Raw genomic sequence first — 20,525 nt, 5'->3', positions numbered from 1 at the left:
ACAGTAAGATTGAGGGCGAGACGAAAGACCCGAGACGGAGCGACGGACAGGGGCCCGCATGAGCCCTCGATCATAGTCCCGCATCGGGTCCGAGCCGATCGCGATCCGCGGGCAACCGCGGCGCCCGGCGTACATGATCCGAGCCTGGCGATCCCAGGGGCGGTCCATGCGCGCCGACGTCGCGTCCTGTCCGCCGAACCCGCGCCCCGCGCCCACGCGCGGCCGGTGCGAGAAAGTGGCCGAGCGTGGCAGCGGAGGACAACAAGAAGTACGGTGCCGAGTCCATCACCGTTCTCGAAGGCCTGGAAGCGGTCCGGAAGCGGCCCGGTATGTACATCGGGTCCACCGGCGAGCGCGGTCTGCACCACCTGGTGTGGGAGGTCGTCGACAACGCGGTGGACGAGGCGCTGGCCGGGCACTGCGACACCATCGACGTGGTGCTGCTGGCCGACGGCGGTGTCCGGGTGACCGACAACGGCCGTGGCTTCCCGGTCGACCTGCACCCCAAGCTGAAGAAGCCGGGTGTCGAGGTCGCCCTGACCGTGCTGCACGCGGGCGGCAAGTTCGACGGCAAGGCGTACGCCGTCTCCGGCGGCCTGCACGGCGTCGGCGTCTCCGTGGTGAACGCGCTGTCCACCAGGATGGCCGTGGAGATCCACAAGGACGGCTTCGTCTGGCGTCAGCAGTACCACCACTCCAAGCCGACGCCGCTGGAGAAGGGCGAGGCGACCGACCGCACCGGTTCGGCTGTCTCCTTCTGGCCCGACCCGGACGTCTTCGAGACCGTCGACTTCGACTTCCACACGATCTACCGGCGCCTCCAGGAGATGGCCTTCCTCACCCGGGGTCTCACCATCCACCTGCTCGACGAGCGGGTGCCGGAGGACGAGGACGGCAAGACCCGCGAGGTCACCTTCCACTACGAGGGCGGCATCGCCGACTTCGTCCGGCACCTCAACGCCTCCAAGAGCCCGATCCACAAGACGGTGGTCGAGTTCGGCGCCGAGGAGACGGGCATGTCGGTCGAGATCGCCATGCAGTGGAACGAGTCGTACGGCGAGTCGGTCTACACCTTCGCCAACAACATCAACACCCACGAGGGCGGCACCCACGAGGAGGGCTTCCGGGCCGCGCTGACGAGCGTCGTCAACCGCTACGGCGCCGAGAAGAAGCTGCTCAAGGGCGACGAGCGCCTCTCCGGTGAGGACATCCGCGAGGGCCTGGCCGCGATCATCTCGGTCAAGCTCACCGATCCGCAGTTCGAGGGTCAGACCAAGACCAAGCTGGGCAACACCCCGGTCAAGGGCTTCGTGCAGCGGGTCTGCAACGAGTCGCTCGTCGACTGGTTCGACCGCAACCCGGCCGAGGCGAAGATCATCATCCAGAAGGCCTCCCAGGCGGCCCGGGCCCGGATCGCCGCCCAGCAGGCGCGCAAGCTCGCCCGGCGCAAGTCGCTGCTGGAGTCCGGCTCGATGCCCGGCAAGCTGGCCGACTGCCAGTCCACCGACCCGCGCGAGTCCGAGGTCTTCATCGTCGAGGGCGACTCGGCCGGCGGTTCGGCCAAGCAGGGCCGCGACCCCCGTACGCAGGCGATCCTGCCGATCCGCGGCAAGATCCTCAACGTGGAGAAGGCCCGGATCGACCGGGTGCTGAAGAACAACGAGGTGCAGGCGCTGATCACCGCGCTCGGCACCGGCATCCACGACGACTTCGACATCGAGAAGCTGCGCTACCACAAGATCGTGCTGATGGCCGACGCCGACGTCGACGGCCAGCACATCCAGACGCTGCTGCTCACGCTGCTGTTCCGGTTCATGCGGCCGCTGGTCGAGCTGGGGCACGTCTACCTGGCCGCCCCGCCGCTCTACAAGATCAAGTGGAACAAGAAGGGCGACGACGCCCAGTACGCGTACTCGGACCGGGAACGCGACGGGCTGATCGCACTGCGCCAGCAGAAGAAGCCCAACGCCCGCCCGGACGACATCCAGCGGTTCAAGGGTCTCGGCGAGATGAACTACCCCGAGCTGTGGGAGACCACGATGAACCCGGCCACGCGTACGCTGCGCCAGGTCACGCTCGACGACGCCGCCACCGCGGACGAGCTGTTCAGCGTCCTGATGGGTGAGGACGTCGAGGCTCGCCGGTCGTTCATCCAGCGCAACGCCAAGGACGTGCGGTTCCTGGACATCTGACGGACGCGCCCGGGTCGGCCGGCGATCCACCGGCCGGCCCGGCGATCCACAGAGTTATCCACAGTCTGGCCGCTTTCCACAGCCGTTATCCACAGCGAGACCACGACTCTGAGTCTGATAAGGGTTAACAGTGACCGATACTCCCGAGTCCACCCCGAACGAGCCGGAGACCCCGGAACCACTGGCGGCGGTCGTCCAGCACGACCGGATCGAGCCGGTCGGCCTCGAGGTCGAGATGCAGCGCTCGTACCTCGACTACGCGATGAGCGTCATCGTCGGGCGGGCCCTGCCGGACGTCCGGGACGGGCTCAAGCCGGTCCACCGCAAGATCCTCTACGCCATGTTCGACTCCGGCTACCGGCCGGACCGCGGGTACGTGAAGTGCTCCCGCGTCGTCGGCGACGTGATGGGCCAGTTCCACCCGCACGGCGACTCGGCCATCTACGACGCGCTGGTCCGGATGGCGCAGCCGTGGTCGCTGCGCTACCCGCTGGTCGACGGCAACGGCAACTTCGGCTCGCCCGGAAACGATCCGGCTGCCGCCATGCGCTACACGGAATGCAAGCTCGACCCGCTGGCGATGGAGATGCTGCGGGACATCGACGAGGATACCGTCGACCTCCAGGACAACTACGACGGCCGGGCCAAGGAGCCCACCATCCTGCCGTCGCGTATCCCGAACCTGCTGATCAACGGCTCCGAGGGCATCGCGGTCGGCATGGCCACCAAGATCCCGCCGCACAACCTGCGCGAGATCGGCGCGGCCGTGCAGTGGTGCCTGGAGCACCCGGAGGCCGACGAGGCCACCACGCTGGAAGCTCTCCTGGAGATCGTCAAGGGCCCGGACTTCCCGACCCACGGCCTGATCGTCGGTCAGGCGGGCATCCAGGACGCGTACCGGACCGGGCGCGGCTCGATCCGCATGCGCGCCGTGGTCGAGGTCGAGGAGGACAAGCGGGGCCGGCCGGCGCTCGTGGTCAGCGAGCTGCCGTACCAGGTCAACCCGGACAACCTCGCCGAGCGCATCGCCGAGCTGATCAAGGAGGGCAAGCTCGCCGGCATCGCCGACATCCGCGACGAGTCCTCCGGGCGTACCGGCATGCGGATCGTGCTCGTGCTCAAGCGCGACGCGGTCGCCAAGGTGGTGCTGAACAACCTCTACAAGCACACCCAGCTCCAGGAGACTTTCGGCGCCAACATGCTGGCGCTCGTCGACGGCGTGCCGCGCACGCTGAACCTGGCCCAGTTCATCCGCTACTACGTCGAGCACCAGATCGAGGTGATCCGGCGGCGGACCGCGTTCCGGCTGCGCAAGGCCGAGGAGCGGGCGCACATCCTGCGCGGTCTGTCCAAGGCGCTGGACGCGCTGGACGAGGTGATCGCCCTGATCCGGCGCTCGCCCACTGTGGAGGACGCACGGCAGGGTCTGATCCGGCTGCTGGACATCGACGAGGTCCAGGCGACCGCGATCCTGGACATGCAGCTGCGCCGGCTGGCCGCCCTGGAGCGGCAGCGGATCCTGGACGACCTGGCGAAGCTCGAAGTGGAGATCGCCGACCTGAAGGACATCCTGGCCAAGCCGGAGCGGCAGCGGCGGATCGTCTCGGAGGAGCTGGGCGAGATCGTCGCGAAGTGGGGCGACGACCGGCGTACGAAGATCGTCCCGTTCGACGGCGAGGTCTCGATGGAGGACCTCATCGCCCGCGAGGACGTGGTGGTGACGATCACCCGCACCGGGTACGCGAAGCGGACCAAGGTCGATCTCTACCGGTCGCAGCGGCGTGGCGGGAAGGGCGTCAGCGGGGCGACGCTCCGCCAGGACGACATCGTCAGCCACTTCTTCGTATGCTCTACCCACGACTGGATCCTGTTCTTCACGAACAAGGGTCGGGTCTACCGGGCGAAGGCGTACGAGCTTCCCGAGGCCAGTAGGGTGGCCAAGGGCCAGCACGTGGCCAACCTGCTCGCGTTCCAGCCCGACGAGCAGATCGCGCAGATCATTGAAATCCCGAACTACCAGGTGGCCCCCTACCTGGTACTGGCCACGAAGAACGGCCTGGTGAAGAAGACGCGGCTCGAGGAGTTCGACTCCAACCGTTCCGGCGGCATCATCGCGATCAACCTGCGCGATGAGGACGAGCTGGTCGGTGCGGTACTGGTCGCTCCGGAGGACGACCTGCTGCTCGTGTCGAAGAACGCCCAGGCGATCCGCTTCAACGCCACCGACGAGGCGCTGCGTCCGATGGGCCGGGCCACCTCCGGTGTGATCGGCATGCGCTTCAGCGGCGAGGACGAGTTGCTCGCCGTCGAGGTGGTGCGAGAGGGTCTGGACGTTCTGGTCGCGACGAACGGGGGTTACGCGAAACGTACCCCGATCGAGGAATACCCGGTCCAGGGCCGGGGAGGTAAGGGCGTGCTGACCGCGAAGATCACCGAGCGACGCGGTGGCCTGGTCGGCGCGGTCGTGATCGATCCGGAGGACGAGCTGTTCGCCATCACGAGCAACGGCGGCGTCATCCGGACTCCGGTGAAGCCTGTACGCCGTACGCGTGACCGGAACACAATGGGGGTCAAGCTGATGGACCTCCCGGACGGCGTGACTATCGTGGCGATTGCTCGCAATGCCGACGAGCCTGACGAACAGGACTAGTTGATGACGGAGACACAGGCGAAGTCGGGGAACAAGGGGACCTCGGCCACTCCGGTCGAGGAGGAGGCCGCGCAGGGCGGCACACCAGCGACCGGCCGCGCGGCTGTGGGCCGGGCCACGGTTCCCGCCGACGCGCCTGCCCCGAAGTTCACCCGGGCTCCCGGCATGGCCCCGCCTCCGGACAAGCCGGCCGAGGACTCCGGTTCCCGGGACTCGGCCGAGACCAAGGTCGACGCGCCGACGTCGGCCGACGGTCTGGCCGCTCCGGCCGCCAAGCCCGCGAACGCCACGAGCACCCAGCCGATCAAGACCCCGTCGGCCGCCGGCCGGGCCTCCACCGGGACGACCGGCACGCAGCCGCGGATCGGTGCCGGCCTGGGCACCGCCCCGAAGACGTCGCCCGACGGCTCGCGCCCGAGCGGCGCCGCGAGCGCCCAGGCCCGGCCCGCCAACGGCGGCGGCCTGCCGCCGGGCATCAGCGGCGCGGCCGCCGTCGGCGCCGCGCGCGTGGGTGAGGCGGTACGCGCCGCGCGTACCTCGGTCAGCTCGGCCGCGTCGCGCGGACCGCGACGGGCCCGGCTGAACCTGAAGCGGATCGACCCGTGGTCGGTGATGAAGTTCGCCTTCGCGGTGTCAGTGGTGCTCTTCATCGTGGTCGTCGTGGCGACGTCGGTGCTCTACCTGGCGCTGGACGCCATGGGTGTGTTCAAGAGCGTCAACGACAGCCTCACCGACCTGGTGAACGCCGGCGGCGGCCAGGGTGGCGGCGGCTTCCGGATCACCGCCAAGGGCGTGATCCTGACGTCGGCGCTGATCGGCCTGGTGAACGTCGTGCTGTTCACCGCGCTGGCCACGCTCAGCGCGTTCGTCTACAACGTCTGCGCCGACCTGGTCGGCGGGATCGAGCTGACGCTCGCCGAGCGGGACTGATCGACCGGCGCCGGGGCACCGCGTAAAGCGGTCGCCCCGGCGTCGTGCGTCCGGGTAGGTTCGAGGTGGCGCGGGTGCTTCCCACCACAGACCCCCGATTTGGGCGCGGTGGAGGCGATGGGTTAACCTAGCTCGTCGCTACGCGGGGCTATAGCTCAGTCGGTTAGAGCGCAGAGCTGATAACTCTGAGGTCGCTGGTTCGATTCCAGCTAGCCCCACCGCACATCGTCCGACGACAGTCGAGCGCGAGGGGTCAAGCACATGTTCAAGAAGCTCCTGATCCTGGCCGGCATCGTCGGTGTGGCCGCCGTCGTGGCCAAGAAGGTCAAGGCCTCGAACGACGAGCGCGCCCTGTGGCACGAGGCGACCACGGCGCCGGACCTGCGCTGAACGCCGTCACGGGGCCCTAGCTCAACTGGCAGAGCACTGCCTTTGCAAGGCAGGGGTTAGGGGTTCGAGTCCCCTGGGCTCCACCACATCATTTCGCCGGATCATCAGCGGCTGTCGATGCAGTTGTGTCGCGTGCCGCCTCGGCAGTCGGCTTCCATCGATCAACGAAAGCCTCGGCGAACCGTTCATGATCTGATCGGCGTTGCACCCGGCCGACCTTCCGGCTGCGGTGTTGGAGCACGTGATGCCCTAGCTCGTGCAGCAGTACGTCAAGTTCAAGTTCATGTCGTACCTGATGGACACCGACTCGGTGCGGCGCCAGCTCGCCGGCTGATCCGTCACCCCGGACGGCGCGTCGCCACACCGCCGCCGGCCCTCGCTCGTCGAGGCCGGCGGCGGTTCCGCATGTCGGCGTCACGGTCCCTGAGCGCCGCAGTCGACGACGGCGCCGGCCCGGGTTCGCCGAGCATCAGCGTGACCACCGCGGCGAGCAGCACGATCGACCCGAGAACGGCGGTCACTGTGAGCCGTTCGTCGAGCAGGAGCACCGCGATGAGCGCCGCCGTCACCGGCTCCACGAGCGCGATGACCGACGCGGTGGTCGCCCGGACCGAGGCCAACCCGGCGAAGAACAGGGTGTACGCCACGGCGGTGGGCCCCACGGCGAGGAAGGCGAGCAGGCCCACTGTCTGACGGATGTCACCGGCGGTGGGCAGGATCCCTTCGAGCAGGGCCAGGGGAAGCAGGCAGATCATTCCGACGGCGAATCCGCCCAGTAGCGGAGTGTGCCAGCCGCCGTCTCGGCCGAGCTTCCGGTTGAGCAGGGTGACGGCTGCGTACCCGGCCGCGGACAGCAGCGCGCAGGCCAACCCCAGCAGCGGAGCCGGGGCGCTGCCGGCGCTACCACCGCCCAGCAGCAGGACCAGGCCGACGAGTGCTGTCACGACTGTGACTCCGCCGGATCGGCCGAGTCGCTCGCCGAGGGCCAGGCGTGAACCGAGGGCGATGAGGACCGGCCCGGCGCCCAGGGTGACCATGGTGGCGACGGCCAGACCGGCGTACCCCACTGCGGCGAAGTACGCCGTCTGGTAGACGGCGAGCCCTACGCCTGTCGTCACGACCTGCCGCCACCTGTGGCGCGGCCGGGTGCTGACGACCCGGATACGCGAGGATGGTCGCCGACGTGTCAGGTGTCCGGCGGCGAGCAGCAGGACGCCGCCCGCGAACCGCCAGAAGGAGACGGCGACGGGGCCCAACCCGCTGGTGTCGTAGAGGACGGCCGCCGCGGCGCCGCCGGTGCCCCAGGCGATTGCCGCCAGGAGGATGTACAGGGTTCCTCGCCCCACGGTCGGGGGCAGATTTCTGCGCACGGGATTCTCCGTTGTCGTCGCCGCCCGGGCACCGCGAACGCACCCGGGCTCTGGATCGAAAGCCGGGTTCGGTGAACGGCGTCGTTACCGGGTGACCGGTGGCGGCGAGACAACGCGGAACGTCATGTCCGCACCCTAGCGGCGCGCAGACGATCGACCGCCTGCTTTATCGCGGCCACCCGCGTCGCGAGCGGTCCCGCGGGCACCTCGACGAGGTCGAATCCCGCGTCGCGGTACGTCAGTTCGTGGACGCGCTCGAAGACGAGCGACTCCTCGAAGCTGATCCGGCGGGCGGCGGTCGCCTCGACGAAGCCCTGATTCCGTACGAAGAAGACGGTCCGCTCGTAGTGGCGGCGTTCCGTCGTCAGGCGCTCGACCTCGTCCAGCAGGGCGGACGGCGGCGTCGACCCCAGGTGGCGGCACAGCGCGAGCGTGCAGACGGGTGAGCGGTCGTGGAAGACGATCTCCCCGGCGTGCGCTTCGGCTCGGCGCCGACGCCTCCGCTGAAGAGCCAGCACCCGCTCGGCGAAGTCCGGCTCCCGCCACGGTTCGGGCCGGCCGAGCGCCTGGTGCAGCGCGATCACGTCGGTCGCCGCCTCCTCCACGACGGGATGGCCGTCGACCTCCAGGTGGCGCAGGATCGCGGTCTTACCGGAGCCGGGAGCGCCGGTGAGGATGAATCCGGGCATGACGTCCTCCGTTGGCAGAAAGCCTCTTGATAGGCAAGCCGACACTTGCCTATGGTGGGTGACGTGGGCGATCTGTACCAGGCGCTGGCCGATCCCACCCGCCGCCTGATCCTCGACGAGCTGACCGAGCGCGACGGTCAGACCCTGTTCGAGATCTGCGGCCGGCTGGCCACCAAGCACCAGGTCGGCTCGTCCCGGCAGGCGATCTCCCAGCACCTCGACGTCCTGGAGGCCGCCGGCCTGATCGTCACGCGGCGGCAGGGCCGCTACAAGTTCCACCACCTCGACACCCGGCCGCTGCGGTCCATCACCGAGCGATGGCTCAGGTCCGACGCACCCACCCAGGAGAATCCATGAGAATCAACCTCACCAGCGTGTACGTCGACGACCAGGACAAGGCACTGCGCTTCTACACCGAGGTGCTGGGCTTCGTGAAGAAGACAGACGTGCCGACCGGGGAGTACCGGTGGCTGACTGTGGTCTCGCCGGACGCCCCGGACGGCGTGGAGCTGCTGCTGGAACCCGACGCGCACCCGGCCGCCAAGGCGTTCAAGGAGGCGCTCGCGGGCGACGGGATACCGCTGACGCAGTTCGCGGTGGACGACGTGGCCGCCGAGCACGACCGGCTGCGGGGCCTCGGCGTGCTGTTCACCCAGGAGCCGGTCGACATGGGCCCGGTGACCACGGCGGTGTTCGACGACACCTGTGGCAACCTGATCCAGATCGCACAGTACCGGTAGCGGGTCGACAGTGGCCGGACCGTGGCGTAGCCCGGCGCTGGCGGTCGCGGTGGCGTGCCTGGAGGACGAGATCCGGGACGCCTGGGCGCGGCTGCGCGGTGAGCTGGACGTGGCGCCGGGCTCGCCCGAGGAGAGCGAGCTGGCCTGGCTCGTCGTCGACGACCCCGGGGCGTACGACTGGCGGACCGTGGACGGCGCGGTGGACCGGCTGACCTGTCCCGACTGCGGGGCACGGCTGACCGCCGGACCGGCGACGTGCGAGACGTGCGAGTTCCGCCACCGGATGCGGTTCGGCGCCCGGGAGCGCGACCGCCCGCACGTGCCGCCCGGCAACGAGCACGCGCTGCGCGTGGCCACGGCGGTGACCCGCAGCCGCCACCGCTACTCACCCCGGGCGCGGGTCGGCTACGAGCTGGTCCTGCCGGACCTGCTGGCCGGCGCCCTGCCCACGACTCCCCAGGCCCAGGCCGCCAAGGCACTCGTCAACACGTTGACCGACGACGAGTGCGACCGGGTCGTGAGCCTCGCCGAGGTCGTGGAGTTGGCGAGAGGTCGTTGACTCCGCGCGGAACCGCTGGACACGATCGGTCACTCTGGCCGCATGACGGTGTGGCGGCGCCCGTACTCGCTGGACCTGACCACCTCCGGCTTCATGGTCGTGGCGGTGCTGGCGGTCGGCTTCTTCGTGCTCCTCGTGTTCGAGGTCAGGAGCGGCAGGATGCCGGGACGGGATGCGGTGTTCCTCGGCGTGTGGAACGCCGTCGGCCTCGCCGTCGCGGTCCGCCGCGCGATGCTCGGCGTCTGGGTGAGTCCTGTCGGCGTACGCTCGCGCTCGCTGCTCCGCACGACCACAGTGCCGTGGGCGTCGGTTGCGGAGATACACAGCGGTACGGGTTCGATCGTGGGCCTGGACGTGGGACGCGACGCGATCGTCATCGAGCGGATCGACGGCGAGCCGGTGCAGACGCCGATCCAGTCCGGCGCCGTCGTCCGGCCGTTCCGCCTGGAGCTGACCCGGCTGGTCACCTGGCCGGAGCACTACGACGAGATCCTCGCGAACCTGCGGGAGTGCCATCGCAACGCCCGGCCCCCGGAGCAGCGCGCGGCGGCGAGCCCGGCGCCGGATCCGGTCCGCACCGACCGTCCGGTCCCGCCGGGGCAGATCCGGCGGCCCGCTCCGAGCGCCGCGCAGCGGCGCGACATCCATGCGCTGACCAGGCAATACGAGCGCGGGGTGCTGACCGATGCCGAGTACGCGGCCGCGTTGGCGCGGCTGCGCGGTGACGAGTAGGCGTCAGCCGAGCCGGTCGAGCAGCTCGCGGCTGCGGCTCACCACCAGCGCTGTGGCCTCGGCGTCGTACGAGGGCAGCGAACTGTCGGTGAACAGGTGCCGGTCGCCGGGGTAGACGTACAGCTCGCCGCGCTCGGGACCGACGATCGACACCAGCTCGCGCGCGGCGTCGACGTCGCCTTCGAGCCCGAAGAACGGGTCACGCTCCATGCCGTGCACCTGCACCGCCACCTCGTCGGGCCACGGGCCGATCGCCCACTCGCCGGTCACCGGCAGGCAGGCCTCGTAGAGCAGGGCGGCCCGGGCGCCGGCCCGGGTCTGGGCGAGCCGCTGGGCGATGGCGGCGCCCCAGGAGACGCCCGCGTAGACGAGGCCGGCGGGCAGGTCGGCGACGAGCGCGTCGGCGCGCCGGTCGAGGACGTCGCCGCCGATCCGCTTGATCAGCGCGGCGCCGTCGGAGATGGTGGCCGGCCGTTCGCCGTCGAAGAGGTCGGGGGCGTGGACTGTGTGGCCACCGGACCGGAGGGAGTCGGCGAGCGCGCGGACGCCGTCCGTGAGCCCTTGAATGTGGTGGAAGAGCACGATCTCGGCCATCACTACACTCCTGAGTTGTCAGACCAGAGTTGTCGAACGAACCAGAATCTTAGAACGGTCGAGAAATGTCGGTCAATGAGCGAATCCCGGACTACGACCTCGACGACCTGCTCGTGGTCACCGCTCCGGAGCAGTTGCGTGCGCTCGCCGACCCGCTGCGGAGCACGCTGCTCGAACTGCTCCTGGAGCGCGCCGCCACTGTCAACGAGATGGCCCGCGCCGTCGACCGGCCGAAGAGCAGCGTGGCGTACCACGTGAACCAACTGGTCGACGCCGGTCTGCTGCGCGTGGTGCGGACCCGCCGGGTACGCGCCATCGAGGAGCGGTTCTACGGGCGGGTGGCCCGCACCTACTACGTCGGCGCGCTCAGCCGGGCCGAGGACAAGCAGGTGGTGTCCCGGATCAACGCGCTCGCCGAGGCGGCAGCCGAAGCGGCGGCCGCGCACGCCGCCGACGAGTTGCGGTGCACGCTCGTGCACGCGCGCATCCCGATCGAGGACGTCCGCGAGTTCTGGGCGGAGGTGCAGGCGCTGGCCCGGCGGTTCGCGCAGATCCCCCGCGCCGGGGACCAGGTGTACGGCTTCGCCGCCGGCCTCTACCCCACCGACGCGCCCACGCTCCCCGACACGGACCCCGCCACCGACCCACGCGACTGACGGCCCCACCACGCGACGGCAGGGTCTTGCCGGGACGGCGAACCGGGCAGGCTAGCGTCGGAAGCGTGAGCACCGGATCCCCGCGCGTCCTGCCGGCCGAGCGCGGCATCGACGAGGCAGCCGCCGTCCTGCGTGCCGGCGGGCTGGTCGCCTTTCCCACCGAGACGGTCTACGGGCTGGGCGCCAACGCGCTCGACGCCCGGGCCGCCGCGCGGATCTTCGAGGCGAAGGCGCGGCCCAGCTTCGACCCGCTGATCAGCCACCTGGCCGACGCCGCCGACCTGGCCGCGCTGGTGGGAGAGGTGCCCGCGGCGGTGGCCGAGCTGGCGAAGCGGTTCTGGCCCGGCCCGCTCACCCTGATCGTGGACCGTCCGGAGATCATCCCGCCGATCGTCACCTCCGGTCTGGACACCATGGCGGTACGCGTACCGGACGAGTCGTCGGCGCGGGCGCTGATCGCCGCCGCCGGAGTGCCGGTGGCGGCGCCGAGCGCGAACCGGTTCGGCCAGCTCAGCCCCACCCGGGCCGAGCACGTGGTGGCCGGGCTGGGCGGCGCGGTGGACGTGGTGCTCGACGGCGGGCCCACCCGGTGCGGGATCGAGTCGACGATCGTGGACGCGCGCGGTGAGCGGCCGGTGGTGCTGCGGCTGGGCGCGCTGCCGGTCGAGGCGCTCGTCGAGGCGGTCGGCCCGGTCGAGGTGCGCCAGGGCAGCTCCGGCCAGCCGGTCGCGCCCGGGACGCTCGCCGCGCACTACGCCCCGCGTACCCCGTTGCGGTTGGGCGCGGCGGCCGAGCCCGGCGGCGGCCGGCGGGGCTTCCTGGCCTTCCGGGAGCCACCGGCGGACGGCGACTGGGCGGCGGCGGAGGTCCTGTCGCCCGACGGCGACGTGACGGCGGCGGCGGCGCGCCTGTTCGACGCGCTGCACCGGCTCGACGCGGCCGGGGTGACCGAGATCGTCGCCGAGCCGGTGCCGGAGACCGGCGTGGGCCGCGCGATAAACGACCGGCTGCGCCGGGCCGCCGCCACCTGGCGCTAGGACTGGTCGGCGTCGGGTCGCCGATGCGAACCCGGCTGCGGCAGGCGGTCGACCAGCTTGGTCAGCGCACCGTTGGCGAACGTCGCGCCGAGCGCCGACCCGGTGGCGATGGTCCAGCCCACCGGGCCGAGCGGGGTGCAGCCGAAGAACTGGCTGACGCCCGGCGTCTGCACCACAGCCACGAGCACGCCGACCGACGCGGCGGTGGCGGCGAGCACGCTGGGGCTGGTGCCGCCGGCCAGCACTGTCTGGCCGAGCTGGGTGCCGATCAGCGAGGCGAGCGCGACGGTGCTGGCACGCCGCTGGGTGCCGGTCCACCTGGCGATCGTCCAGCCGGCGGTCGCGCCCAGCGTGGTCGACGCCGCGCGCAGCCCGATCTCCCGGGTCATGGTGACGCCGAGCGACGAGTCCGGCCCTTCCCGCAGCAGATGGTCGGCGCTGTCGTCGGCGGGCGGGCGGACCGCGATGGCGAGCGCGGGTGCCAGGTCGGTGAGCAGGTTGACCAGCAGGAGTTGCCGGCCGGTCAGCGCGGACCGGCCGGTCGCGGCGGCGGTCAGCACGCTGAACGCGATCTCGCCGAGGTTGCCTCCGACCAGGATGCTCAGCGCGTGCCGCACCGACGACCACATGGCCCGTCCCTCGACGAGCGTGGCGATGATCGTCTCCAGCCGGTCGTCGGTGACCACCAGGTCGGCCGCCGCGCGGGCGGCGGGAGTGCCGCGCTGGCCGAGCGCGATGCCGACGTCGGCGAGCCGGATCGCGGGCGCGTCGTTGGCACCGTCACCGGTCATCGCGACAGTCCGGTCCTGGCGCTGCAACGCCTGGATGATCCGTACCTTGTGGGCGGGCGTGCAACGCGCCACCACGTCGGTGGCCATCAGGCGCTCGGCGAGCGCGGCGTCGTCCAGCCGGTCCAGATCGGTGGCGGTGACCACGCGCTGCCCGCCGTCGTCCGGGCTGATCTTGGCGGCGATCGCCTCGGCCGTGGCCGGGTGGTCACCGGTGATCATGACGGTGTGCACGCCCGCCGCCCGGATCCGGGCCACCGCCGGCCGTGCGCTCTCCCGCACCCCGTCGGCGAGCGTCAGGAAACCCACGAAGACCAGCCCGTCGACCTGCTCGTCGCTCACCTGCTCGATGGAGACCTGGCACTCGGCCACGGCGAGGATGCGATGCCCGGCACCGGCCCGCCCGGCCAGCATGGCCTGCACCTCCTCGCGTCCGGCCGCATCAAGCGGCCGGTCACCCTCGGCGGTGCGCCGGGACGCGCAGCGCGGCAGCACCGACTCGGGGGCGCCCTTCACGCTCAGCAGCAGCCCGTCGGCGGCCCGGCCGACGGTGGCGCTGTAGCCCCGGGACGGCTCGAACGGCAGCCCGGCCCTGGCGGTCCACTCCGCCGCACCGGTCCGCTCGGTCACCCCGGCGGCGTCCGCGCCGTGGCGTACCGCCCGGTCGGTCTGCTGCGGCAACTCGTCCGGATCCGCCGCGGCCGGGGTGGCCCGCACCGCGGCGGCCAGCGTCGACCGGAGCTGCTCGTCGAGTTCGTCCAGCACGGCGTACCGGCCGTCACCGGTACCCACCCCCGCCAGCAGCAACTTCCCCTCGGTGAGCGTGCCGGTCTTGTCGAAGCAGAGCACGTCGACCCGGCCCAGCGCCTCGATGGTCCGGGGGTTGCGGACCAGGGCGCCGTGCTCGGCCAGCCGCCGCGCCGCCGCCAGCTGCGCGGCGCTGACCAGGAACGGCAACCCCTCCGGCACCGACGCCACGGCCAGGTTCGCGGCGGTCGCCGCCGTTTCGGCAAGGGGTACGCCCCGAAGCAGCCCTGCGCCTGCGACAGCGATCGCCGAGGCGGCCGCAAGGGGTACGGCGCTGCTCGTCAGCCTGCCGAGCCGCGCCTCCACGCCACTGGCGGGCGGGGCCTGCCGGGCCATGGCGAGGCTCCGCCCGGCCTCGGTCTCCGCACCGGTGGCCACCACCACTGCGGTGCCGTGCCCGGCGGCCACAGTGGTGCCCTCGAACAGCATCGAGTGCCGTTCGGCGATGGCCGCCGCCACCACCGGTTCCGGGCTCTTCGCCACCGGCAGCGACTCGCCGGTCAGTGACGACTCGTCCGCCTCCAGCCCGTCGCTCGTCAGTACCCGGCAGTCGGCCGGTACGGCGTCCCCGGAGCTGACCGTGATCACGTCGCCGCGGACCAGCTCCTCGGCGGGCACCACCCGCTCGGCGCCGTCGCGCAGCACCCGGGCGGTGACCGCCGAGCGGGACAGCAGCTCGGCCAGGGACCGTTCGGTGTTGCGCTGGTGCACGGCGCCGACCAGCGCGGACCCGCCCACCACGCCGCCCACCAGTGCCGCGTCGACCAGTGAGCCGAACGCGGCGGAGAGCACCGCACCGGCGGCCAGCACCGGGGTGAGCGGGTTGGACAGCTCCTCCACGAACGCGCGGAGCAGCCCGGCCGGGCCGTGCTCGTCGCCGACCTCGACGCGCCGGCGACGGGCCGCCTCGTCCTCGGCAAGCCCGGACGGGTCGGTGGCGAGCTGGTCCAGGACGGTCTGCGCCGGCATCAGGTGCCAGGCGGTGAGCGCGGGCATCGGTGCGCCGGTCCGGTCCGGCAGCCGGTGTGCCCGGAACACGCCGTGCGCGAACGCGAGCGCCGCCGCGCCGTTCACCGCGGCGAGCGTCGGGCGGGGCAGCCGCCGCCGGTCGGCGGTGAACGCGGCGAGCGCGCCGAGCCCGCTGCCGGCCATCGAGATCCGGACGTTCTGCTCGGTCATCCGGCGGGCCACCCCGGCGGCGTCGACGAGCAGGGCCGGTACCCGCAGGTCGTCACCGACCAGCAGGTGCGCGCCCCACGGCGGCAGGTCGTCCGGGCCGTACACGCCGAGGCCGCAGTCCGAGGCGGCGAGCGCCGACCGCTCACCGGAGACCACCATCACCACGGCGCCCTCGCGTTGCAGGTCGTGCACCGCGTCGGCGAGCCGGGCACCACCGGGTACGAGCAGGTCCGCGAAGTCGTACCGGCCGTCGTCCGCGCCGCCGACCACGAGCCGCAGGCCCGCCTGCCGTGCGGCCGACGCCAGCGCGTCCACGCCCGGCGCGGGCTCCGGCTCGACCCGCAGTACGGCGGCGAGCCGGCCGTTCTCCGCCAGCCCGAGCAGCCGTCCACCGTCGGCGCGCAGCCGGGCGCTGTCCGGGGTGTCGCCGGGATCGTCGGCGCCGAGGCGGTCCAGCGGGCCGATCCGCCAGCCCTCGGCGGCGCGTACCGCGTCCGGCTCGGCCGGGTCGAACAACGCGAACGCGCGGGCGGCGACCTGCCCGGTGTCGGCGTCGGCCAGCGGCGCGAGATCGGCCAGGACGCCCCGGTCCGAACCGAGCACCGCCGCGTCGAGCACCACCGTGTCGATTCGGTCCAGCTCACGCAGCACACTGCGGTCCATCGCGATCACGCCGCGCCGGGCGAGCATCCGGCCGAGCTGGGCGCCGTACCCCTCCCGGCCGGAGCCGGGCGCCTTCGGCAGCGAGGACAGCGCCAGCGCGGCTGCGCGCTTCGGCCCCAGCACCGGCAGCGCCGCCGCCCCGGCGACCGCGCCGGCCGGAAGCACCCGCTTGGCGTACCGCTCGGGCTGCCCGTCCGGCACCGGGCAGGGCCGCTCGCCGTCGGGCACCCGGGCCACAGCCCGCTCCGGGTCACCGGTCAGGTGCGGCTCGGCCCGCCGCCACGCGTTCAGTTGAGCGGCGCCCTCACCCCACTGCACGACCCGCTGCGCGCCGTCCAGCACGATGCCCGCCCAGCCGCCGGTGAGACCCTGCACCACCGCCTCGGCCAGCGGGAACAGCACCTCGGCGCGCGGGTCGGCGCGGATGCCCAGACCGGCCAGCGCGTGCAGCTTCGGGTGCAGGTCGACAGCGCCGAGCAGACCGGCCACCTCGGCGGGAATGGGAGTGAGCGGCAGGACACGGGTGGCAGCGGAGATGCTCAACCCGAGCACGTCGGACAGCAGCGCGCCGAACGTCCGCGCGGTACGCGGGCCGTCCTCGGGCGGCTGCGGCGGTTCGATCTCCGGGTCCGGCTCGTACGGGCAGGTCTGCTCCACGCGTGCCACCGTGGCGATCAGGTCGCGCAGTTTCGGCGCCGGATCCCCGGTCGCCACCACCACCCGGCCCGACGGCGCGTTCACCCGCGCCCAGGCGACACCCGGCATCGACTCCAGCGCCGCCTCGACCTGACGGGCCAGCCGGTCGCCGCCGTCCTGGCAGACGCCGTGCACCTCGATGTGGTGGCGGCCGTCCTGCGACCACACGCGGCGGCTGGTCAGCCCGGTGAGGCGGGCCAGCCGGGCCGCCGCCGTACCGACGCTGCCCGCCACCTCGCTGACCCGGGCCGGCACGGCATCAGTGGGCAGGGCCGAACCGACGGTACGCGCGACGCGCGCGGCGGTCTCCGGTACGACCGTCGGCGACAGCAGGAGGCCGGCGAACCGTCCCAGCGAGGTCATCGAGTCGTACGGCCGGGCAGTCGGTTGAAGGTGTCGCAGCCGTACGCCATCTCGCCTCCCGGTCTCGTCCCGGCGGCCCGACTTCCCGGCGCGGCGTCCGTTATGCCACCCCGACGGCAGAAGTTTCCGGGCATCGCCCCGCCGTTCCCGGCCGACGAGACGCGCGCCACAGTTGACCTCAACCGGGGGTGAGGTCCGAGGCTGAACGCCATGACCAGCACCACCGCCGTTCCGGCTGATCCACCCGTCGACCTCTGGTCGCCGCGCCTGCGGGCGATGACGGTGGGCAGTGTCGCCCTGGTGTCCCTGCTCGCGTTCGAGGCGCTGGCGGTGGGCACCGCCATGCCGACCGTGGCGCGCAGCCTCGACGGGCTCGGCCTGTACGCGCTGGCGTTCGGCGGTTCGTTCGCCTCCGGCGTGGTGGCGATGGTCGCCTCCGGCATCTGGTGCGACGCGCGCGGGCCGCGCCCGGCCATGTGGCACGGTGTCGTCTGGTTCGTCGCCGGGCTCGTGGTGGCCGGCGCCGCCACGACCATGGAGGTGCTGGTCGTCGGGCGGGTGGTGCAGGGCTTCGGCTCCGGACTGGTCTCGGTGGCGCTCTACGTGGTCGTCGGGCAGGCGTACCCGGAGCAGTTGCGGCGGCGGATCTTCGCCGCGTTCGCCGCGGCCTGGGTGGTGCCGTCGCTGGTCGGTCCGGCCCTGGCCGGACTGATCGTGGAACATCTGGGCTGGCGGTGGGTGTTCCTCGCGGTGCCGGCGGTGGCGATCCCGGCGGCGCTGCTGGTCCAGCCGGGGCTGCGGGCGCTGACCGCCACCGTGGCGACCCGGCCGCCGGCGGGTGCCCTGGCCCGGATCGGCTGGGCCTGCGGGGCGGGGGCGAGCGCCGCACTGCTGCACTACGGGGGGCAGCAGCGCGGCGTGCTCGCCGCCGCCCTGATCGCCGGGGCGCTGGCCGGGCTGTTCGTCTGCGTGCCGCACCTGCTGCCGGCCGGGTTCCTGCGCGCGGCGCGGGGACTGCCGACGGTGATCGGCCTGCGCGCGCTGGCGTCGGCGGCGTTCGTGGCCGCCGAGGTGGTGATCCCGCTGATGCTGTCCCGGGAGCGCGGTTTCTCGCCCACCGGCGCCGGCCTGGTGCTGACGGTCGGGGCGCTGTCCTGGTCGGTCGGCTCGTGGATCCAGGGGCGGATCCGCTCACCCCGCTCGGCGGCGACGCTGCCCCGGGCCGGGCTGGCCTGCATCACGATCGGTACGGCGGGCGTGGCGTCGGCGCTGGTGCCCGGACTGCCGGTGCTGCCGGCCGTGCTGAGCTGGTCGGTGGCCGGGCTGGGCATGGGCCTGCTCTACCCGTCGCTGTCGGTGCTCACCCTGGAGCAGTCCGCCCCGGCCGAGCAGGGCCGCAACAGCTCCGCGCTGCAACTGGGCGACTCGCTCGCCGCCGCCACAGTGCTGGCGCTCACCGGCGCGGTCCTGGCCGCCGGTGCGTCCCCCGGCCCGGCCGGCTTCGCGACCACGCTGGCTGTGGCAGCCACTTGCGGCCTGCTGGGCCTGCTGCTGGCCGGCCGGGTGGTCCTCCGCCCCACCCCCTGACCCGCCCTGCCCGCCCCCGCCCTCCCACCCTCTGCCGGTTGATCAAGGAGTTCGGGTCGGTCTTCGAGCCTCCGTCCGACACGAACTCCTTGGTCAACAAAGGGAGGGCAGGGCCGAGGTGGCCCTCGGGGGCGCAGGATCGGGGTGAAAGGGGCGGGGGCGGGCGGCTGTCACGATCCGGGTCGGCGTTCCGTCCCATCGGGGAGCCGCGGTGTGGCGGTTGCGCGTGGGCGGGAGGAGTGGGCGATGCGGGTGCTGGTGACCGGGGCGACCGGGCGGCTCGGGCGGGTGGCGGTGCCGCGGCTGCGGGACGAGGGCTTCACGCTGCGCGCGATGAGCCGCGGGCCGCGTACCGGGGACGGGGTCGAGTGGGTGACCGCCGACCTGGCCACCGGCGCCGGGCTGGCGGAGGCGGTCGCCGGGGTGGACGCGGTGCTGCACCTGGCCTCGTCGCCGCAGCGGCGCACCCACGACATCGACGTGCTCGGCACCCGCCGGCTCGCGGTGGCGGCCGGTCACGCCGGGGTACGTCACCTGGTCTTCGTGTCGATCGTCGGCGTCGACCGGGTGCCGCTCGGCTACTACCGGCACAAGCTCGCGGCTGAGCAGGTGGTGGCCGCCGGACCGGTGCCGTGGAGCGTGTTGCGGGCGACCCAGTTCCCGGAGTTTCTGGAGGGGCTGCTCAGCGGCGCGAGCCGCCTCGGCCCGGTGATCGGGGACCGGGCCGTGCTCGCCCAGCCGGTCGACCCCGGTGAGGTGGCGGACCGGCTCGCCGTTCTGCTGCTGGCCGGACCGTCGAACCGGGTGGAGGACTTCGGCGGACCGGAGGTGCTGCGCTACGACGACGCGGCCCGCGCCTGGCTCGCGGCCCGGCGGGTACGCCGTCCGCTGCTGCCGGTCCGGATCCCCGGCCGGCTCGGACGGGAGCTGCGCGCGGGTGGCCTCACCACGACCGCCACGCCGACCGGCACCCGGACCTGGGCCGACCACCTCGCGGACACGTACGGGGGAACCGCCGGAAGATGAGAAACGGTCGGGTCCGCACCGGCCTACGGTGACCGCATGCTGGTCTTCGTCGCCACAGTGGTCCTGTACGTCTTCGGTTTCGTCTTCCTCTACGGCGTGATCCGGGTCGGCGTCCGGCACGGCATCGAGGACGCCGAGGCGAACCGTCCCGAGGTGCTGCGCCGCCGGCAGCTCACCACGACCGAGAGCCGGGACTTCGCGCAGGAGAACGCGTTCCTCACCAATCCCAACTGAAGGGCGGGGGCGGGGTCCGGCCGGTCGATCCGCCGGGCGGGTGCGAGGATCGCGGCATGATGGGGACGCTGAAGACGGAGCCGGCCCGGACCCGGCTCGACCTGCTCGCCCCGCCGGTCGCCGCGGCCCTGCAGGATTGGCCGGCCGAGGCCCCGGTGGACGTGGACGACGTACTGGTCGCCCCGATCGACGCCGACCTGGCCGACACCGCTGCCTTCTGCGAGGCGTACGGGGTGGGGCTGGAGGAGTCGGCCAACTGCGTGGTGGTCGCCGGCAAGCGCGGCGGCGAGACCCGGTACGCGGCCTGTGTCGTGCTCGCCACCACCCGCGCCGACGTCAACGGTGTGGTCCGCAAGCTGCTCGACGTGCGCAAGGCGAGCTTCGCGCCGATGGCCGAGGCGGTCGAGTCGAGCGGCATGGAGTACGGCGGCATCACGCCGATCGGCCTGCCGGCGGACTGGCCGATCCTCGTCGACTCCCGGGTGATCGCCACGCCGCACGTGATCATCGGTTCGGGCGTACGGCACAGCAAGATCGCCCTGCCCGGGCCGGCGCTCGGCGCGCTGCCCGGGGCGAGGGTGGTGGAGGACCTGGCCAGGCCGGCCTAGGTCCTCATCCGCATCGATCTTGTTCCACGTGAAAC

Annotated in this window: 18 protein-coding genes and 2 tRNA genes; 16 read left to right on the top strand and 4 right to left on the bottom strand. The window is 72.4% G+C overall.

Annotated features, from left to right (window positions below; all coding sequences use genetic code 11):
- The first annotated feature begins 245 nt into the window (after positions 1–245).
- The 6 genes from gyrB to FHX31_RS30215 all read left to right on the top strand — a co-directional run bounded on the left by gyrB (position 246) and on the right by FHX31_RS30215 (position 6,248).
- A complete protein-coding gene (gyrB, locus tag FHX31_RS30235) occupies positions 246–2,192 on the top strand; it encodes a DNA topoisomerase (ATP-hydrolyzing) subunit B (RefSeq protein WP_013283219.1) in 1,947 nt (648 codons plus the stop codon).
- A gap of 130 nt (positions 2,193–2,322) precedes the next feature.
- Positions 2,323–4,842, top strand: a complete 2,520-nt coding sequence (gyrA, locus tag FHX31_RS30230) for a DNA gyrase subunit A (RefSeq protein ID WP_013473314.1) — start codon at positions 2,323–2,325, stop codon at positions 4,840–4,842.
- 3 nt (positions 4,843–4,845) lie between these two features.
- Positions 4,846–5,772 carry a DUF3566 domain-containing protein gene (locus FHX31_RS30225; protein WP_013283221.1) on the top strand — a complete coding sequence of 309 codons (927 nt, stop codon included), beginning with the start codon at positions 4,846–4,848 and terminating at the stop codon, positions 5,770–5,772.
- A gap of 144 nt (positions 5,773–5,916) precedes the next feature.
- Positions 5,917–5,990: transfer RNA gene (locus tag FHX31_RS30220), tRNA-Ile, on the top strand.
- Between the two features lie 43 nt (positions 5,991–6,033).
- Entirely contained in the window at positions 6,034–6,162 is a 129-nt protein-coding gene (locus tag FHX31_RS32475) for a DLW-39 family protein (RefSeq protein ID WP_013283222.1), read from the top strand.
- A gap of 10 nt (positions 6,163–6,172) precedes the next feature.
- Positions 6,173–6,248: transfer RNA gene (locus FHX31_RS30215), tRNA-Ala, on the top strand.
- Between the two features lie 252 nt (positions 6,249–6,500).
- Here the strand turns inward: FHX31_RS30215 and FHX31_RS30210 are convergent.
- Positions 6,501–7,532 (bottom strand): DMT family transporter, encoded by a 1,032-nt coding sequence (locus FHX31_RS30210; RefSeq protein ID WP_013473315.1) that lies wholly within the window; start codon positions 7,530–7,532, stop codon positions 6,501–6,503.
- A 122-nt stretch (positions 7,533–7,654) separates the two neighbouring features.
- Positions 7,655–8,221 carry an AAA family ATPase gene (locus tag FHX31_RS30205; protein ID WP_013473316.1) on the bottom strand — a complete coding sequence of 189 codons (567 nt, stop codon included), beginning with the start codon at positions 8,219–8,221 and terminating at the stop codon, positions 7,655–7,657.
- Between the two features lie 51 nt (positions 8,222–8,272).
- On the opposite strand from FHX31_RS30205, the gene FHX31_RS30200 reads away from it, so the two are divergent.
- From FHX31_RS30200 to FHX31_RS30185, 4 genes are read left to right on the top strand one after another with little or no spacing between them, the layout of a single operon-like run.
- Positions 8,273–8,578, top strand: a complete 306-nt coding sequence (locus tag FHX31_RS30200; protein WP_013283242.1) for an ArsR/SmtB family transcription factor — start codon at positions 8,273–8,275, stop codon at positions 8,576–8,578.
- Positions 8,575–8,961, top strand: coding sequence for a VOC family protein (locus FHX31_RS30195; protein WP_013283243.1), 387 nt, complete (start codon positions 8,575–8,577; stop codon positions 8,959–8,961). The genes FHX31_RS30200 and FHX31_RS30195 overlap by 4 nt, the downstream gene beginning before the upstream one ends.
- A gap of 10 nt (positions 8,962–8,971) precedes the next feature.
- Positions 8,972–9,520, top strand: a complete 549-nt coding sequence (locus tag FHX31_RS30190; protein WP_013473317.1) for a hypothetical protein — start codon at positions 8,972–8,974, stop codon at positions 9,518–9,520.
- Between the two features lie 42 nt (positions 9,521–9,562).
- The gene (locus FHX31_RS30185) at positions 9,563–10,252 is read left to right on the top strand and encodes a PH domain-containing protein (RefSeq protein WP_184977607.1); all 690 of its coding nucleotides are present in this window, start codon (positions 9,563–9,565) and stop codon (positions 10,250–10,252) included.
- A 3-nt stretch (positions 10,253–10,255) separates the two neighbouring features.
- Here FHX31_RS30185 and FHX31_RS30180 read toward each other — a convergent pair whose 3' ends face one another.
- A complete protein-coding gene (locus FHX31_RS30180; RefSeq protein WP_091330512.1) occupies positions 10,256–10,846 on the bottom strand; it encodes a dienelactone hydrolase family protein in 591 nt (196 codons plus the stop codon).
- A 65-nt stretch (positions 10,847–10,911) separates the two neighbouring features.
- Between FHX31_RS30180 and FHX31_RS30175 the strand changes: the two genes are divergently transcribed.
- Both FHX31_RS30175 and FHX31_RS30170 read left to right on the top strand, forming a co-directional pair.
- Positions 10,912–11,502 (top strand): helix-turn-helix domain-containing protein, encoded by a 591-nt coding sequence (locus FHX31_RS30175; RefSeq protein ID WP_184977606.1) that lies wholly within the window; start codon positions 10,912–10,914, stop codon positions 11,500–11,502.
- A gap of 89 nt (positions 11,503–11,591) precedes the next feature.
- Entirely contained in the window at positions 11,592–12,539 is a 948-nt protein-coding gene (locus tag FHX31_RS30170) for an L-threonylcarbamoyladenylate synthase (RefSeq protein ID WP_184977878.1), read from the top strand.
- Here the strand turns inward: FHX31_RS30170 and FHX31_RS30165 are convergent.
- Positions 12,536–17,035, bottom strand: coding sequence for an HAD-IC family P-type ATPase (locus tag FHX31_RS30165; RefSeq protein ID WP_184977605.1), 4,500 nt, complete (start codon positions 17,033–17,035; stop codon positions 12,536–12,538). The genes FHX31_RS30170 and FHX31_RS30165 overlap by 4 nt on opposite strands.
- A 210-nt stretch (positions 17,036–17,245) precedes the next feature.
- Here FHX31_RS30165 and FHX31_RS30160 point away from each other — a divergent pair, with 210 nt between their 5' ends.
- From FHX31_RS30160 to FHX31_RS30145, 4 genes are all read left to right on the top strand, one after another.
- Complete coding sequence (locus tag FHX31_RS30160) at positions 17,246–18,622, top strand: MFS transporter (RefSeq protein ID WP_013283250.1); 1,377 nt, start codon at positions 17,246–17,248, stop codon at positions 18,620–18,622.
- Between the two features lie 213 nt (positions 18,623–18,835).
- The gene (locus FHX31_RS30155) at positions 18,836–19,648 is read left to right on the top strand and encodes an SDR family oxidoreductase (protein ID WP_236619339.1); all 813 of its coding nucleotides are present in this window, start codon (positions 18,836–18,838) and stop codon (positions 19,646–19,648) included.
- A gap of 36 nt (positions 19,649–19,684) precedes the next feature.
- Positions 19,685–19,882 (top strand): hypothetical protein, encoded by a 198-nt coding sequence (locus FHX31_RS30150; protein ID WP_013283252.1) that lies wholly within the window; start codon positions 19,685–19,687, stop codon positions 19,880–19,882.
- A 59-nt stretch (positions 19,883–19,941) separates the two neighbouring features.
- Positions 19,942–20,490 (top strand): YbaK/EbsC family protein, encoded by a 549-nt coding sequence (locus FHX31_RS30145; RefSeq protein WP_013473323.1) that lies wholly within the window; start codon positions 19,942–19,944, stop codon positions 20,488–20,490.
- Positions 20,491–20,525: the final 35 nt, after the last annotated feature.

It is taken from the genome of Micromonospora sp. CNZ286 (assembly GCF_014207755.1).
The sequence above is the reverse complement of the archived record's forward strand: the minus strand, read 5'-3'. Positions and strand labels throughout refer to the sequence as shown.